We start from the raw sequence: 15,934 nt of genomic DNA, 5'->3' as shown, positions 1-15,934 counted from the left end.
TCTTATAATTTAGGTTGGAAAATCAAGACCCATTTCACGATAGCGTTCCGGGTCGTTGCCCCAGTTCTCACGCACTTTCACGAAAAGGAAGAGATGAACCGTCTGTTCCAATATCTCGGAGATTTCCTTGCGCGCGGATTGCCCGATTGCCTTGATCGTCTCACCCTTGTGGCCAAGCACGATCTTCTTCTGGCTTTCGCGCTCGACATAGATCACCTGCTCGATGCGGACTGATCCATCCTTGCGCTCTTCCCAGCGTTCGGTTTCCACCGTCGACGAGTAAGGCAGTTCTTCATGCAGGCGCAGATAGAGCTTTTCGCGCGTGATTTCGGCTGCAAGCTGCCGCATCGGCATGTCGGAAATCTGATCTTCCGGATAATACCAAGGACCGTTCGGCACGTTCTCTGCGAGATATTTCGCAAGATCCTTGCAGCCCGATCCGTTCAGCGCCGAGATCATGAAGGTCTGGTCGAATGCGACCAGCTCGTTGGCCTTGCGGGCAAGGTCCAGCAAAACCGGCGGATCGACACGATCAACCTTGTTGAGCACCAGAACTTTCTTCTGGCGCACGTCCTTCATGCTCGAAAGCAGCGCTTCGGCGTTCTCGTTCAAACCGCCTTGCGAATCGAGAAGAACGAGAATGATGTCGGCATCTTTCGCACCGCCCCAGGCCGTGGTGACCATGGCACGGTCGAGCCTGCGCTTCGGCCGGAAAATACCAGGTGTGTCCACCAGGACGATCTGCGCCTGATCTTCAATGAATATGCCGCGCACAAGAGCGCGTGTCGTCTGCACCTTGTGCGTGACGATAGAAACCTTCGTTCCCACAAGCTGGTTGACCAGCGTGGATTTCCCCGCATTCGGCGCCCCGATCAACGCCACGAAGCCGGACCGGGTCTGGCCTGCCTCGTTTTCGCCGTCAGCCGGCGTCGTCCGATTGTTCATTTTTTATCCTTCCAGACGATATTTCCTTGCAGAACGCCGCCGTCCCCTGCGTACGGCATTCCGGATACGACAAAACCGCCGACGAAAGCGACACATCGTAATTGATTGATTATAACCGATCTCGACTTAAAAAACGCCAACTCTTGCATCAAGCGGAATCGTCACGCTTCCAGACGCCTTCGCGATAAAGCATCGCTTCCGCCGCATTCTGTTCGGCTATTCTTTTGGAACGCCCCTCACCCGTTTCCGTGGCAAAGCCCTTGACCGTAACCTCCACCGCAAACAGCGGATCATGGTCCGGACCGGTGCGGCTTATGATGGCGTATGAAGGATGGACGTTGCCCTGCTGGTGTGCCCATTCCTGCAATTCCGTCTTGGCGTCACGGCGGGCAGCGCCCGTTTGCAGAGACCGCTTCTCCCAGTAGCGCTTGACGAAAGGCCGCACGGCCTCCAGTCCGCCATCGAGATAGATCGTGGCGATCAGTGCTTCGACAACATCGGCGCGGACATTCAAAAGACGCTTGTCATTCAGCGACTTGATATCGGAACCGGTATGGATGAGGTTAGCGAGACCGATCTCATCGGCAATCGCCGCACAGGTTTCTGCGTTCACCAGCGCATTGAGGCGAACCGACAGTTCACCTTCGGATGCGTCCGGAAACTCATCGAACAGCATTTCCGCGACGGTCAGTCCCAGAACGCGGTCACCGAGAAATTCGAGACGTTCATAATTTGCGCGCGATGGCGCCTGCACACTTGAGTGGGTGAGCGCACGATCCAGCCGTTTCAAATTGAGAAAACGGTGTCCGGTGCGCTCCTCCAGGATTGCTGCTGCCTGATTTGCCGAAGCCATTTCAGTTTCCGGTTACAGCTGTATGCGGCGCGGCATTGACTGAACTGAACAGTCGGCCAAAGCGCACATCAGTCGGCCATTTCCAGATTTCCAGCGGGCTCGCCTTGTCGGCAATGGAGAAGAAGATGATGTTTGCGCGCCCGACAAGATTCTCAAACGGAACATAGCCAACGCCGAAACGGCTATCGAGCGAGTTGTCACGATTGTCGCCCATCATGAAGTAATGACCGGCCGGAACCTCGAAAACACGCGTATCGTCACCGATGGAGTTTGGCGACAGATCAAGCGTGTCGTAGGTCACGCCGTCCGGCAAGGTTTCACGATAGACTTCGACGGGGCGGTTCTGTTCGGTGACATCGGGATTGTTGATCGTGCCGATGCGATCGCGCTTGACCGCCTGATCATTGATATAGAGCACACCACCGCGCATCTGCACACGATCACCCGGCAGGCCGATCACGCGCTTGATGTAGTCGACGGAAGGATCGCTCGGCAGCTTGAACACCACCACGTCACCACGCTTCGGTTCGGCACTCCAGATGCGACCTGAAAACAAATCCAGTCCGAACGGCAGTGAATAGCGCGAATAGCCATAGGCATATTTCGAAACAAACAGATAATCGCCTTCGAGAAGCGTGGGGCGCATGGAGCCCGACGGTATGCTGAAAGGCTGGAAAAGAAGGGTGCGGATGACCAGTGCCAGCAGCAGCGCCTGCACGATAACGCTGATGGTTTCGCCAAGGCCGCCGGATTTTTTTGTCTCACTCTTGCTGGACACGCTCATTGTATCTCCGCTTCCGATAACGCGATCTAATAACGACTATGAATGCATGACGCAATCAGGCCACCGGCAGAACGCCGGTTTATCGCACGATTATGAGCAGGAGTTTACCTGTCACAACCACAACTATTTCGTCTCTGTGCCTGATCCAAAAGCCGCTATGCCTTGCTGCAAATGGCATTTTTCTGCGCTTCCGGTGCTCATGTACCTTTAAGTACACTGCGCTCCGGTTCTCGAAAATCACCATTCTCGCTGCCGCCTGACGCATTTTGATTCAGACACTCAGGCAGGGCTTCGATGATCACGAACGCCTGCGCGAGAGGAAAATCATCGGTAATTGTCAGATGTATGGCGGCGCGTGTTCCGGCGGGCAAGAGTTTCTGCAGCTGCTTTGCGGCACCACCGGTCAAATGCATGGTGGGCTTTCCGGAAGGGGCATTGACCACGCCCATGTCCCGCCAGAAAACGCCCTGAGCTATGCCAGTTCCAAGCGCCTTCGCACAGGCTTCCTTCGCCGCAAAGCGCTTTGCATAAGATGCAGCAAGCTGCTTGCGCCCGTCCGATTTTTTCTGCTCGACCTCGGTAAAAACCCTGTTGCGAAAGCGATCGCCGTGTCGTTCCAGCGCGCTTTCGACACGACGAATATCGATGAGATCGCTGCCTATACCGACGATCATACTTTCTGAAGCTCCTGTTCGCGGTGCAGGCGATGTTTTTCGGCAAGGCGTTCGATACGGCGACGGCGGAAGGCCGAAACGGCAAACCGGGTAACGAAATAGACCACGACAGCGAATGCTGCGCCCAGAATAGTTGAGCCGAATAGCATCGGCTTCAAAAGCGGCGTCCAGATTTCATCGAAATGCATGGTTTCCAGTGCCCGCCCGAGATGAACTGGCGGAGCATCGTCGATGCTTCCATTCATGATGAAGCGGCCCAGCTCGAATGTGCTGCCCCAGATGAATGGCAGGGTCAGCGGATTGGCAAGCGTCGTGCCAAGTGCCGCGGCGGCAATATTTCCGGCAAGGAAATAGGCCAGCACGATTGCGATGATGAGATGGAAGCCAAAGAAAGGCGTGAACGCCGAAAACACGCCCACGGCCAGACCGGCTGCGACAGCATGAGGCGAGGCAGTGATGCGCAGAATCCGCTTTCCACCGTACCGGAAGGAACGGGAGAAGGAGCGGCGCGGCCAGACCAGAAGCCTTAAGCGCTCTTTTCTGGTCGGAGGATTACGGCGTTGAAACAGCATGCGCTTCTATTAATGCTCTCCCATCGCGGAGACAATTGTTATTATTCGGCCAAAACTGCGGCGTTGTCGCTGCGCTCAAACGGAACAGTGTCCAGTCGAGGCAAATAAAACCGCGGCGAAACACCGAGCATCCTGCGGAACATCGTCGTGAAAGCGGAAACGCTGTCATAACCCAGATCCAGTGCCACGCTCGTCACCGCCTCCCCTTCTGCCAGGCGGGGAACTGCCGCAAAAAGACAGGCCTGCTGGCGCCAGACTGAAAGGCTTACGCCAGTCTCCCGTTGGAAATGCCGGGTGAACGAGCGCCGGCTCATCGCCATCCTGTCCGCCCAGTCATCAATTGTGGCGCGCGAAGAAGGCTTTTTCACGAATTCACGACACAGTTTCTGCAAGCGCGGATCCGATGGAAAAGGCAGGCCCAGCGAGCGTTGCGGCAATGTGTGAAGGTCCCGCAGGATCAGTTCGATTACCAGAGCATCGCGACTATCCGGTTCCGGCGTGCTGTCCTGCGTCGTTGCATCCGTTATGAGGCACCGCATGAGATCGGTAAGCCCGACCACGTGGAGATAATCCGGTACGCCCGAGACGGCATCGACGCAGATGTAAATCGATCGCATAAAGACTTCGCCGAGGATTTCAACCGAGTGCTCCACACCTGCCGGTATCCACATGGCGTGGTCACTGGGAATCATCCAGCGTCCAGCATCCGTCGTCACCAGCACCACTCCTTGTGAGGCGCAGAGAAGTTGTGCCCGGCTATGGCGGTGGCGCGGCACAAAATAGCCGTCGGGATAGCGTGTCGGCAAGGCAATCACTGGCCCGCTCATGCCCTCCAGCATGGCAATACGCTGCTCGTGGAACTTCTGCAGCTCCTCGCTTCCCGGCAGTAAAAGCCCCGGCGGAGACTTTGGTTTCATTGCAGTTCTGCCCTGCGTTTGGCCCACTCTCGAAACTACTGGACCAAATCACGAAAGCGGGCGAGAGGCAATAGTCCTATTAATGGCTTGCTGAGAATGGGTCGCGACATTCGCTGGCGGAATGAATTTGACGTTTGAATCGGACAAGTACCGGTTCAGACGTCAAATTCGTGAATTTTCGTTGGTTCCTCATCAACACCCCGTAATTTTCTTGAGGGTCTTGTTTCCTGTTTTCGGATGGTATCTGCAGGAAATATGCCTGAGAGCCTGGATCAAAAAGCGTCATGTGTGTGCGAAAATGGTGATTTTCGAGTACCGGAGCGCAATGTACTTCTAAGCATGGTCCCGAAAAGTTGCAGACTTTTCGGGTAAGACTACGCACCAGAGAAAGCTACATGAGCACCGGAACGCAGACAAATTGCCATTTGCAGCCACACAGGGCGACTTTCGGAACAGGCTCTGAAGACCGGCTTTCATCTTCGGAGAAGTAGTATGAGCATGAGTGCTGCACAGCAGCCATCAAACAGCGGCGCGGATAATACTGTCCTCGCTATTATTCTGGCCACAAGCATGGGCCATTTCCTGAACGACATGATGCAGTCGCTCCTTCCTGCCATCTATCCGATGCTGAAGGATAACTACAGCCTGTCATTCTGGCAGATCGGCCTCCTGACATTCACTTTCCAGATGACGGCATCGATCCTGCAGCCGCTCGTGGGTATCTATACCGACCGCAAGCCGATGCCTTATTCCCTGCCTTTCGGAATGGGCTGTACGCTTGTCGGGCTGATCTTTCTGGCAACGGCACATCACTATTCGATCTTGCTTCTGGGGGCGGCTTTTGTTGGTTTCGGCTCGTCCGTCTTCCATCCGGAAGCAGCTCGCGTGGCGCGTCTGGCCTCGGGCGGGCGTCATGGCTTTGCGCAATCCCTGTTTCAGGTGGGCGGCAATTTCGGCTCGTCGATTGGCCCGCTTCTGGCAGCGTTCATCGTTCTGCCTTTCGGCCAGATCAGCGTGTCGTGGTTCTCCGTCGCCGCACTGATCGGCATGATGCTGCTCTGGTATGTCAGCAACTGGTATAATCGCTACCGGATTGCCAATGCCAGCAAGGCGAAGCCCGACAAGACCCTTCCGCTTCCACGCAACAAGGTTCTGGTGTCCGTTGGCGTTCTGGCAATGCTGGTCTTCACCAAGTACATCTACATGGCCAGCCTGACGAGCTACTACACCTTCTACACCATTAGCCATTTCGGCGTGACGGTGCAGGCATCGCAGCTGCTCTTGTTCCTGTTCCTCGGTGCGGTAGCTGCGGGAACGATCATAGGTGGCCCGATCGGCGACAAGATCGGTGCGCGCAAGGTGATCTGGGCATCGATCCTCGGCGTCCTGCCGTTCACGCTGGCCCTGCCCTATGCGAACCTGGAAATGACGGCGATCCTGACGGTTATCATCGGCCTGATCCTCGCCTCGGCCTTCCCGGCAATCGTGGTGTTCGCACAGGAATTGCTGCCAGGACGCGTCGGCATGGTGTCGGGCCTGTTCTTCGGCTTTGCTTTCGGCATGGCCGGTATCGCAGCCGCCGTCCTCGGTATCGTGGCCGATCACAAGGGCATCGAGTATGTTTACACCATCTGCTCGTATCTGCCGCTGCTCGGCTTGCTGACGATTTTCCTGCCCAAGCTGGAAAAGAACCGCAAGGCCTGACCCATATGAAAACGCACAGCCCGAGAAGCAATTCACGCTCCTCGGGCTGTGCTCAAAATAGTGGAGCACCGCACGTCCCCCAACGGCGGTGCTCCCATGCTACTGACCTTTTGACGGCCCGGTGCAGCAGCATTCTCTTGATAGAGCATCTTCCGCTCTATCTCTTTGTTCCAACGCAAGTTCAGACGGCGAAACTGAAGCCGTGCATCGTCTCCCTGCGAAATTCATCGAAAGCAGCCGCAACCAGACGGATCAGCGGCTTGCCGTCGCTTGTTGCGCTGATGACACCACTGCGGACTTCCACCAGACCATCAGCCACCAGAGGCCGCAACAAGGCCAGCTCGTCGGAAAACTCCACGCCCGGCGCCGTGGTATTCAGATCGACCCGGAAATTGCACATCAGGGCTGTGATGATTCCGGCACGGATACGGTCACTTTCGCGCATGGCATAACCGCGAACCGTTGCAAGGTCGCCCGCTTCAACCCGCTTGGAATATTGCTTCACGTCCGAGATATTCTGGGCATAACCACCGGGGAATTGCGAAATCGATGACGGTCCGAGACCGATCAATGTCTGGCAGCGATCATCCGTATAGCCCTGGAAATTCCGGTGCAGCGTTCCATTGCGCGCAGCGACGGCCAGATTGTCATCCGGCAATGCGTAGTGATCGATCCCCACCGGCTCGTAGCCGAAACCGATGAAGCTGTCCGCCACCACACGTGCCTGAGCGAAGCGCTCGTCAGCATCGGGCAGAAGGCTTGCATCGATCAGGCGCTGATTGGCGCGCCGCTGCGGAAGATGCGCATAGCCATAGCAGGCAACACGGTCAGGCTTGAGCACCGCAACCTTTTCACAAGTCTCACGCAATGTCTCGACGGTCTGCAACGGCAGGCCGTAGATAAGATCGAAGTTGAGGCGATCAATGCCGACTTCCCGCAGCAGAGTTGCAGCCTTAGCAACCGTTTCTATCGGCTGAATGCGACCGATGGCTTTCTGAACCTCGGCATCGACATCCTGTACGCCGAGGCTGGCGCGGTTGACTCCCATGAGCGCAAGCGTTTGCACCAGCTGTGGGGTAACCGTGCGCGGGTCAAGCTCGATGGCGTGTTCCATCTCAGGCGCAAAATCGAACGCAACGCGCAGAGCGGCCAGAATGCTCGTAAACTGACGCGGGTTCAAAATTGAGGGCGTACCACCGCCCCAATGAAGATGGACGACACTGGGCCGTGCTGTCAGGCTCTTGCTGACAGTTTCGATTTCGCTGAGCAAAGAAGTGCTGAAGTTTTCGACCACGTCGTTGCGGACCGCCATCTTGGCATGACAACCGCAATAATGGCAGAGCTGCCGGCAATAAGGCACATGGATGTAAAGGGAGACGCTTTCTTCCGGTCCGATCTGGCGCAACCAACGATGAGTCGTATCGACCCCCACAGGCATGAAATCAGCAGCTGTCGGAAAGGACGTGTATCTGGGAACCGCCAACGCGGCGTAGCGTCTTATCGCTTCTTCATGCATAGCGCGTCCACCTTAAGCGTCGGGCGCTCCGGCGAGGCCCTGCCGGATATGCGCGCACCAGAACCGGGGCGACATTCCGCGGGGCAAGACGGCATGATGCGGCAAGGAAGCCCGCATGCATGACAGCCGATATTGCAATTCCCAGCCACAACAGCACCTGTTTTCCCCATTTTGAACGTGCAATCCTGCAACGGATCGCATCAATCTCTATGATCAGGAATAGGCTGTTCTGCCGGGTGCTGCATTGATTTGAATCAACGGAAATACACCCGGCTTTTAGGGATGGCAGCTTGAATTCAGAGGTTTTCCGGGTCCATTCCGGCAACGGCCGCCAAAGACCGGCGGGACAGGATCTCAACCGTATTGGCGTCAAGCAACTGGATCAGCCCCTGAGTCTTCAGCTTTGTGAAGCTCCGGCTGACAGTTTCAATGGTCAGGCCGAGATAATCGGCAATATCGGTACGGTTCATCGAGAGATGCACCGGGTTCGGCTTCTCGCCGCGCTTTTCAGCCCGCGCGGACAACATCAGAAGAAAGCTCGCAAGCTTTTCCACCGGTGCAAGGCGCCCGAGAACCAGCTGATTGTCGCGCGCCGTGCGAAGAGCTGCCCGCGTCATCTGGTGCAGACGCTCCTTCAATTTCGGGAAACGCTCCATCAGATCATCCATCTCTCTGGTGGAGAAGGCGCACAAAACCGACGGTACGACCGCTTCAGCAGACTGGGAGTACGTCTCGTCGTCAGCCAGACCGAGATAGTCGCCAGGGAACAGGAAACCTGCAATCTGCCGACGTCCATCCGGAAGCGACGTGTAGATTCGCAGCATGCCGGAGGTCAGGCTGAAGACACGGCGCTTCGGCTCCCCCTCTTCCACCAACTGCTCATTGGCATCGAGACGCTTAGACGTCATGATTGCTTCGAGAGCACCGAGATCGCCGTCGTCAAGTGCCGCACAAACCGCCGTTCGTCGGACATCGCAATCCACGCATACCCCACATGGCGCACGGTAAAGCGATCTGGGGTCGAATCTGATAGGCGCTACACTCACGATGGAACCCTGTTTGTGGAAGCTGGAAGAACGTTTTTGCAGTTACCCCTTAAATAGGTAACTAGAACGCGTCCTGCAAAGCGGAATTTCGCCGCAGGGGTGTATCGTCCCCCGCAGCGTTTCAAAAGCCGTCGGTGTACTTGTTTAAATGTTGCGGCTACCGGGCTTCACAGCCGGAATTGCAGCAAGCTCCGGCGGCAATTTATCCGCAGGATAGGCCGGAACTTCATATTCGGCGAGAGCAATCAGCCTCGTGCCAACATCCGCCTTGCCCGCCGAGCGGTCGACGATGCAGGCCGCAGCCACAACTTCAATGCCGAGGTCCTTCATGCAGTCGATCGTTTCGCGGATGGAAAGTCCGGTCGTGACGATATCTTCCACGATAACGACTCGCGCGCCCTTCGGCACATCGAAACGACGCAGGCGGAACACACCGTTCTCGCGCTCTACCCAGACCGACGGAACACGCAGATGGCGTGAAGTTTCGTAGGAGGGAATCAAGCCACCAATTGCCGGACCAACCACATAATCGATAGGTCCAAGATCTGCCGCCTGGATTTTCTCTGCAAGCGCTTTGCATAGCTTTTCCGTCTTGTCGGCATGCATGAAAACACGCGCCTTCTGAAGGAAAACAGGACTGCGCAGGCCTGACGTAAGAATAAAGTGGCCTTCAAGGATCGCTCCCGCTTCGCGGAAGACGGCAAGCACATCTTCGGTGTTCATCTTAGTCCTATCCGTTCACGCGTTTCGCGCCGCTGACGCTCGCGCTTTCTTTCAATTGGGAAATGATACGGTTGAGATGCTTGAGGTCCCAAACCTCGACATCGATAATCATCTCGGTGAAATCCGGTGCGGTGCGTACCATGGAGAGATTGTGAATATTCGCGTCGTTAGCAGCCACGATCTGCGCGATCTCCGCCAGAGAGCCGGGCGAATTGATGGCCGATACGCTGACGCGAGCCGGGAAACGCTCACTCATCTGATCATCGATGTCCCAGCGCACGTCGATCCAACGTTCCGGCTGATCGTCATAGGCTGTCAACGCAGGCGACTGGATCGGATAGATCGTTATACCGGCGCCGGGCTGCAGGATACCGACGATGCGATCTCCTGGCACGGCCCCCTCCGGGGCAAAGCGCACCGGCAAATCCGAGTTGGTGCCGCGTATCGGCAGCGCCTTTTTCCCGGGCTTCGCCACGGCATCCGCATCGGTCTTCGCTGCATCCTCACTGCCCTCAGGCACCTTGAAGATCATGCCGGCAGCGTTCTGGATGTTGAACCAGCCCTTTTCGCCAGTCTTCGCCGGACTATTCTGCGATGTGACGCGTGTGTCCTGATAGTCCGGATAGACCGCCTTGACCACATCGGTGGACGGCAGCTCTCCGCGTCCGACTGCGGCCAACACATCCTCTACATCCTTGCGTGCCAAACGCGGAAGTCCTGGCTTCAGAATATCCTTGCTGAACGGCTTACCGGCACGTTCGAATGCGCGTTCCAGAATGCGCATGCCAAGCCCCGAATACTGTTTGCGGACAGCCGAGCGGGTCGCGCGGCGAATGGCTGCGCGCGCCTTACCGGTTGCAACAAGCGACTCCCATGCCGCAGGGGGAACCTGCGCCTTGGAACGGATGATATCGACCTCATCGCCGTTCTTCAGTTCGGTCATCAACGGCATGATGCGCCCGTTGACCTTCGCACCGACGCAGCTGTCACCGATATCGGTGTGAACGGCATAGGCGAAATCGATCGGCGTCGCACCACGCGGCAGAGCAATGAGGCGGCCCTTGGGCGTGAAGCAGAAGACCTGATCCTGAAAGAGCTCTAGCTTAGTGTGTTCAAGGAACTCTTCCGGATTATCGCCTTCTGAAAGCTGCTCGATTGTCTGGCGCAGCCATGCATAAGCATTGGTCTCGGTCGACATTTTGTGCGGATTATTGGCGCTGCCACGATCCTTGTAGATCGAGTGGGCTGCGACACCAAACTCCGCAATCTCATCCATTTCGCGTGTGCGAATCTGCAGCTCGATACGCTGGCGCGACGGACCGATGATGGTGGTGTGGATCGACCGGTAATCGTTCTGTTTAGGCGTTGAGATATAATCCTTGAACCGGCCCGGAACCATCGACCACGTCGTATGAATGAGACCGAGCGCCCGATAGCAATCCTGCGTGGTGTCGACCATCACGCGGAAACCAAAAATGTCGGAAAGCTGCTCGAATGAGAGTCCCTTGGTTTCCATCTTGCGGAAAACCGACCACGCTTTCTTTTGGCGGCTCTTCACACTGGCCTTGATGCCATGCTTCTCGAAAATCTCGGACAGGTCCTTTTCGATCTTCTGCAGCAGGCCGCGGTTCTTTTCCAGAAGCTCGGCCAGGCGATCCGTCACGGCGCGCCATGCATCCGGATTAATATAGCGGAAGGCCAACTCTTCGAGCTCTTCCCGCATATCCTGCATACCCATGCGGCCAGCGAGTGGCGCATAGATATCCATCGTTTCCTCGGCAATACGCAGGCGCTTGTCTTCCCGCATCACGCCCAGCGTGCGCATATTGTGCAGACGATCCGCAAGCTTCACCAGAAGCACGCGGACATCTTCTGAAATCGCCAAAAGCAGCTTGCGAAGGTTTTCCGCCTGCACTGCTTTTTTCGAAACGAGGTCGAGCTTTTTGAGCTTGGTCAGTCCCTCGACGAGCTTGCCGATTTCAGGGCCGAAGAGCTGATCGATTTCCTGACGGGTGGCCGTCGTATCTTCGATCGTGTCGTGCAGGAGCGCGATTGCAATCGTCGCTTCGTCGAGATGCATATCGGTGAGGATCGCAGCAACTTCGAGCGGATGGGAGAAATAGGGATCGCCGGAAGCTCGTTTCTGACTGCCATGCTTTTGCATGGCATAGACATATGCCTTGTTGAGAAGCGCCTCGTTCACGTCAGGCTTGTATCGCTGAACACGCTCCACAAGCTCATATTGGCGCATCATCTACGAGAACTCCCTTTCGAAACCGGTACTTGTACCTGCACACATATCGGGCATTGTGACCCAAAATCGCCGAAAATCGAATAGTTCTCGACGTTTAGGCTTAACTTTCTGCCGACAATATTAATTTCCGACAGAAATCGCTCGTCATCTGGCCGTTTCAATCAGCAACAAGCGCTCCAAACCGTCGCCACCGGTCAGCCGACAGGACCGTCGTCGGCGCATAAAAACATGCGCCGCGACTGGAAAGTCGCGACGCATGCAAAAGAGACATAATTCGAACGACGATTAGAAGTCGTCGTTCTTCTCTGGTGCGACGAGGCCTTCGATACCGGCGAGCAGTTCTTCTTCCGACATACGGTCGAAAGCAACCACATCTTCCTCAGCAGCGTCTGCAATGCCTTCTGCAACTTCTTCCGAAGAAGAAGCAATCTGTGCAGGCGCAGCGGCTTCCGGCTCGTCGACTTCCACATGCTTCTGCAGCGAGTGGATGAGATCTTCCTTCAGATCATCTGGCGACAGGGTTTCATCAGCGATTTCGCGCAGCGCAACAACAGGATTCTTGTCGTTGTCGCGGTCGATGGTGATCTGTGCACCCTGGGAAATTTGGCGAGCACGGTGACCAGCAAGCAGAACCAGTTCAAAACGGTTCTCGACCTTATCTACGCAGTCCTCAACAGTGACGCGGGCCATGTGCGGTCCCTTTCATTTCTCGAACTTTATTGGATTTTTCCCCACATAACGCTTGTGGAGCCAAATTACAAGCAAAAGCGGAATTGCTCGTGCCTCACCTCATGAAATCTGCCAAAAGAACGTCAATTTCATGGATTCACCCGATAAAACACGGTGGCGCGTCAAAACGGCACAATATTTTGCAAGCCAGAACGGGATTACTGAGACAAGACTCACTTATAGGTATTTTAGTGCAGGCAAATAACAACCCATGGTTGCTTGTTTTTCTGTGATATATCCTTAGAAGGCAATAAACGCATTGGTAAAATTTGATACCACCCGCCGTTTAGAAAACAAACTGATAAGCGGTCGTCGGTCCACTCCCGTCCGGCCGTAGAGTGGATATATTGCACGATGTTCGATTCTCGTGAAAAAATTGCCCTTTTTATTGATGGCGCCAATTTATACGCCGCCTCGAAAACTCTGGGGTTCGATATTGATTATCGGAAGCTTTTGAAGGCATTTCAGAAGCGTGGCTATCTGCTTCGTGCATATTACTATACAGCATTGGTTGAAGATCAGGAATATTCCTCGATCCGCCCGCTGATCGACTGGCTGGATTATAACGGCTACAAGGTCGTCACCAAGGCTGCCAAGGAATTCACGGATTCCACCGGGCGTCGCAAGGTGAAGGGCAATATGGACATCGAACTGACAGTCGATGCCATGCAGCTCACCGATACAGTCGACCATTTTGTGATTTTCTCAGGCGACGGCGATTTCCGCTCACTTGCCGAAGCTCTTCAGCGCAAGGGCCGCAAGGTTTCGGTTGTCTCGACCCTCACCACCCAGCCGGCCATGATTTCCGATGAACTGCGCCGCCAGGCCGATCATTTCATCGATCTGGTCTCGCTCAAGGCTGAGATTGGCCGCGATCCGTCGGAACGCGCACCGCGCCGCCAGGATGACGATCTCGACGACAGCTATTGACGCCGTCGTCGAGCCGGTTCATGCAGGGGCATGATTTCCGAACCATCTCCCAACTGTGATATCTGCCCAAGGCTGCACGCATTCCTGCAGGAATGGCGCCGCAAGGAGCCTTCGTGGCATAATTCACCGGTTCCACCGTTTCTGCCAGCGCATGATGACGATGTTCGGCTCCTGATTGTGGGGCTGGCGCCAGGTTTGCGCGGCGCCAATAGAACCGGACGCCCCTTCACCGGCGACTATGCCGGTGATCTGCTCTACAGCACACTGTGTGAATTCGGTTTTGCCACTGGCAAGTTCGAGGCTCGTCCTGACGACAGTTTGCGCCTGCTGGATGCCAGCATCGTCAATGCGGTGCGCTGCGTGCCGCCGGAAAACAAGCCCATCGGCGCCGAGATCAACAATTGCCGACAATTCCTGTTGCCGATGCTGACCCGATTTCGGAATCTGCAGGCAATCGTCACACTGGGAACGATTGCGCATCAATCGACGGTTCGTGCACTTGGTGCGCCGGTTGCGCGACATCCCTTCGGTCACGACCGGGCAAGCGACATTGGCAGCCTGCGCATTTTTTCCAGCTATCACTGCTCGCGCTATAACACGAATACCGGGCGGTTGACGGATACCATGTTCCGAACCGTATTCCGGAATGTATGCGACTATCTGAATCAAAAGAGCGCCTGAGGCGCTCTCATACTTTGCTGATCTTTATCCCTTATCCCGCATCAAGCGAGCCTTTTCACGATTCCAGTCGCGCTTCTTTTCCGTCTCGCGCTTGTCGTGAGTCTTCTTGCCTCGCGCCAGCGCCAGTTCCAGCTTCGCGCGACCCCGATCATTGAAGTAAAGCTTCAATGGCACCACGGTCATCCCGTCGCGTGATACCGAGTTGAACAGGCGGGACATTTCGCGTTTGCTGATGAGCAGTTTGCGCAAGCGCCGCGGCTCGTGGTTGAAACGATTGCCCTGCGTATATTCCGGAATATAGGAATTGATAAGCCAGAACTCGCCATTCTCAAAGCTCGCATAGCTCTCCGCTATGTTGGACTGATTGGCGCGCAGCGACTTGACCTCGGTGCCGGTCAGGACGAGACCGGCTTCGAGCGTATCTAGAATTTCAAAATTGAAGCGCGCCTTGCGGTTTTCCGCGATGATTTTGCGCACAGGAGAATTCTTGGGCTTGTTCATGATGGCACCATATAATGTGCAATGCCTGAAATGAAAACGCTCCCGAAGCTACGGGAGCGTAAAAATCAGCGAAAGCGGTAAACTTGACGGGTCAGTTGACCAGACCCGCATGCTTCATGGCCTGATCGATCTTCTCTGCCGTCGCGGCTTCCACAGTCACCATCGGCGAGCGCAAGGCATTTTCCACGCGGCCGAGGCGCGACAGCGCATATTTCGGGCCTGACGGGTTTGGCTCGATGAAGAGTGCCTTGTGCAGCGGCATGAGGCGATCCTGCAATTCGAGTGCCTTGGAGAAATCGCCTGCCTGACATGCATCCTGGAATTCGGCGCAAAGACGCGGCGCAATGTTGGACGTCACCGAAATGCACCCTACCCCGCCATGGGCGTTGAAACCAAGAGCCGTTGCGTCTTCACCGGAAAGCTGGATGAAATCCTTGCCGCAGGTTGCGCGTTGTTCGGATACGCGCTCGATCTTGCCAGTCGCATCCTTGACGCCCACAATGTTCTTGTGATCGCGAACGAGTGCGCCCATCGTTTCCGGTGTCATGTCGACGATCGAACGACCGGGAATATTGTAGATGATGAGCGGGATCGAAATGGAGCGGGCCACACGCGAAAAATGTTCGTAAAGACCACGCTGGTTCGGCTTGTTGTAGTAAGGCGTGACGACGAGAACGGCATCAGCGCCAGCCTTTTCGGCATGTTGCGCCAGTTCGATCGCTTCCACAGTATTGTTGGAACCTGCACCGGCGATCACGGGAACGCGACCAGCTGCAACCTCAATGCAAACCTCAATGACGCGCTTGTGCTCGTCATGCGACAGGGTCGGTGTTTCACCAGTCGTGCCGACTGGGACGAGCCCTTTGGTGCCTTCTTCGATCTGCCAGTTTACAAATGCGCGAAAGGCTTTCTCGTCGAACGCTCCTTCGGAATCGAATGGCGTGACAAGCGCGGTAATTGAGCCCTTCAGCATTAGTGAACTCCTGAAAAAAGAAAGACTGGACCTCATTCCACCGATCAGCTTGGGATCACTCTGGGGCTTCTGACCGGGTTGAGGCGTTGCACAATAGTCTTGCCACACGAGTGGAGCAAGCGGGGTATACAG

Annotated in this window: 15 protein-coding genes and 1 pseudogene; 3 read left to right on the top strand and 13 right to left on the bottom strand. The window is 55.8% G+C overall.

Annotation, left to right across the window (positions count from 1 at the left end; genetic code table 11):
• Window positions 1-9: 9 nt before the first annotated feature.
• From era to KWJ32_RS19960, 6 genes and pseudogenes are all read right to left on the bottom strand, one after another.
• Window positions 10-945 (bottom strand): GTPase Era, encoded by a 936-nt coding sequence (gene era / locus KWJ32_RS19985; protein WP_010661642.1) that lies wholly within the window; start codon window positions 943-945, stop codon window positions 10-12.
• A 148-nt stretch (window positions 946-1,093) separates the two neighbouring features.
• Window positions 1,094-1,798 (bottom strand): ribonuclease III, encoded by a 705-nt coding sequence (gene rnc / locus KWJ32_RS19980; protein WP_010661641.1) that lies wholly within the window; start codon window positions 1,796-1,798, stop codon window positions 1,094-1,096.
• A 1-nt stretch (window position 1,799) separates the two neighbouring features.
• The gene (gene lepB / locus KWJ32_RS19975) at window positions 1,800-2,582 is read right to left on the bottom strand and encodes a signal peptidase I (protein WP_010661640.1); all 783 of its coding nucleotides are present in this window, start codon (window positions 2,580-2,582) and stop codon (window positions 1,800-1,802) included.
• A 281-nt stretch (window positions 2,583-2,863) separates the two neighbouring features.
• Window positions 2,864-3,256 (bottom strand): annotated as a pseudogene (acpS, locus tag KWJ32_RS19970) (holo-ACP synthase); the annotation flags it as partial.
• The gene (locus KWJ32_RS19965; protein WP_029925252.1) at window positions 3,253-3,828 is read right to left on the bottom strand and encodes a DUF2062 domain-containing protein; all 576 of its coding nucleotides are present in this window, start codon (window positions 3,826-3,828) and stop codon (window positions 3,253-3,255) included. The gene KWJ32_RS19965 and the pseudogene acpS, both read right to left, overlap by 4 nt.
• A 41-nt stretch (window positions 3,829-3,869) precedes the next feature.
• Entirely contained in the window at window positions 3,870-4,715 is an 846-nt protein-coding gene (locus tag KWJ32_RS19960) for a helix-turn-helix transcriptional regulator (RefSeq protein ID WP_029376309.1), read from the bottom strand.
• 522 nt (window positions 4,716-5,237) lie between these two features.
• Between KWJ32_RS19960 and KWJ32_RS19955 the strand changes: the two genes are divergently transcribed.
• Complete coding sequence (locus KWJ32_RS19955; RefSeq protein ID WP_010661635.1) at window positions 5,238-6,449, top strand: MFS transporter; 1,212 nt, start codon at window positions 5,238-5,240, stop codon at window positions 6,447-6,449.
• A gap of 181 nt (window positions 6,450-6,630) precedes the next feature.
• On the opposite strand, the gene hemN is transcribed toward KWJ32_RS19955, so the two are convergent.
• The 5 genes from hemN to rpoZ all read right to left on the bottom strand — a co-directional run bounded on the left by hemN (window position 6,631) and on the right by rpoZ (window position 12,678).
• Window positions 6,631-7,965, bottom strand: coding sequence for an oxygen-independent coproporphyrinogen III oxidase (gene hemN, locus KWJ32_RS19950; protein ID WP_040129534.1), 1,335 nt, complete (start codon window positions 7,963-7,965; stop codon window positions 6,631-6,633).
• A 296-nt stretch (window positions 7,966-8,261) separates the two neighbouring features.
• Window positions 8,262-9,011, bottom strand: a complete 750-nt coding sequence (locus KWJ32_RS19945) for a helix-turn-helix domain-containing protein (protein WP_151663445.1) — start codon at window positions 9,009-9,011, stop codon at window positions 8,262-8,264.
• 144 nt (window positions 9,012-9,155) lie between these two features.
• A complete protein-coding gene (gene pyrE, locus KWJ32_RS19940) occupies window positions 9,156-9,734 on the bottom strand; it encodes an orotate phosphoribosyltransferase (protein WP_036585798.1) in 579 nt (192 codons plus the stop codon).
• Window positions 9,735-9,741: 7 nt separating this feature from the next.
• Window positions 9,742-11,988 (bottom strand): bifunctional (p)ppGpp synthetase/guanosine-3',5'-bis(diphosphate) 3'-pyrophosphohydrolase, encoded by a 2,247-nt coding sequence (locus KWJ32_RS19935; protein ID WP_010661631.1) that lies wholly within the window; start codon window positions 11,986-11,988, stop codon window positions 9,742-9,744.
• Between the two features lie 285 nt (window positions 11,989-12,273).
• On the bottom strand, window positions 12,274-12,678 hold the full coding sequence (gene rpoZ / locus KWJ32_RS19930; RefSeq protein ID WP_010661630.1) for a DNA-directed RNA polymerase subunit omega: 405 nt from the start codon (window positions 12,676-12,678) through the stop codon (window positions 12,274-12,276).
• Between the two features lie 393 nt (window positions 12,679-13,071).
• Between rpoZ and KWJ32_RS19925 the strand changes: the two genes are divergently transcribed.
• On the top strand, window positions 13,072-13,647 hold the full coding sequence (locus tag KWJ32_RS19925) for an NYN domain-containing protein (protein ID WP_012092419.1): 576 nt from the start codon (window positions 13,072-13,074) through the stop codon (window positions 13,645-13,647).
• Window positions 13,648-13,677: 30 nt separating this feature from the next.
• Complete coding sequence (locus tag KWJ32_RS19920) at window positions 13,678-14,328, top strand: uracil-DNA glycosylase (protein ID WP_151610278.1); 651 nt, start codon at window positions 13,678-13,680, stop codon at window positions 14,326-14,328.
• 24 nt (window positions 14,329-14,352) lie between these two features.
• On the opposite strand, the gene smpB is transcribed toward KWJ32_RS19920, so the two are convergent.
• Together smpB and dapA are read right to left on the bottom strand one after the other, a co-directional pair.
• The gene (gene smpB / locus KWJ32_RS19915) at window positions 14,353-14,829 is read right to left on the bottom strand and encodes an SsrA-binding protein SmpB (RefSeq protein WP_010661627.1); all 477 of its coding nucleotides are present in this window, start codon (window positions 14,827-14,829) and stop codon (window positions 14,353-14,355) included.
• Between the two features lie 91 nt (window positions 14,830-14,920).
• The gene (gene dapA / locus KWJ32_RS19910) at window positions 14,921-15,802 is read right to left on the bottom strand and encodes a 4-hydroxy-tetrahydrodipicolinate synthase (RefSeq protein ID WP_010661626.1); all 882 of its coding nucleotides are present in this window, start codon (window positions 15,800-15,802) and stop codon (window positions 14,921-14,923) included.
• Between the last annotated feature and the right edge of the window lie 132 nt (window positions 15,803-15,934).

It is taken from the genome of Ochrobactrum sp. BTU2 (assembly GCF_024539785.1).
Classification (GTDB): Bacteria; Pseudomonadota; Alphaproteobacteria; order Rhizobiales; family Rhizobiaceae; genus Brucella; species Brucella anthropi.
The sequence above is the reverse complement of the archived record's forward strand: the minus strand, read 5'-3'. Positions and strand labels throughout refer to the sequence as shown.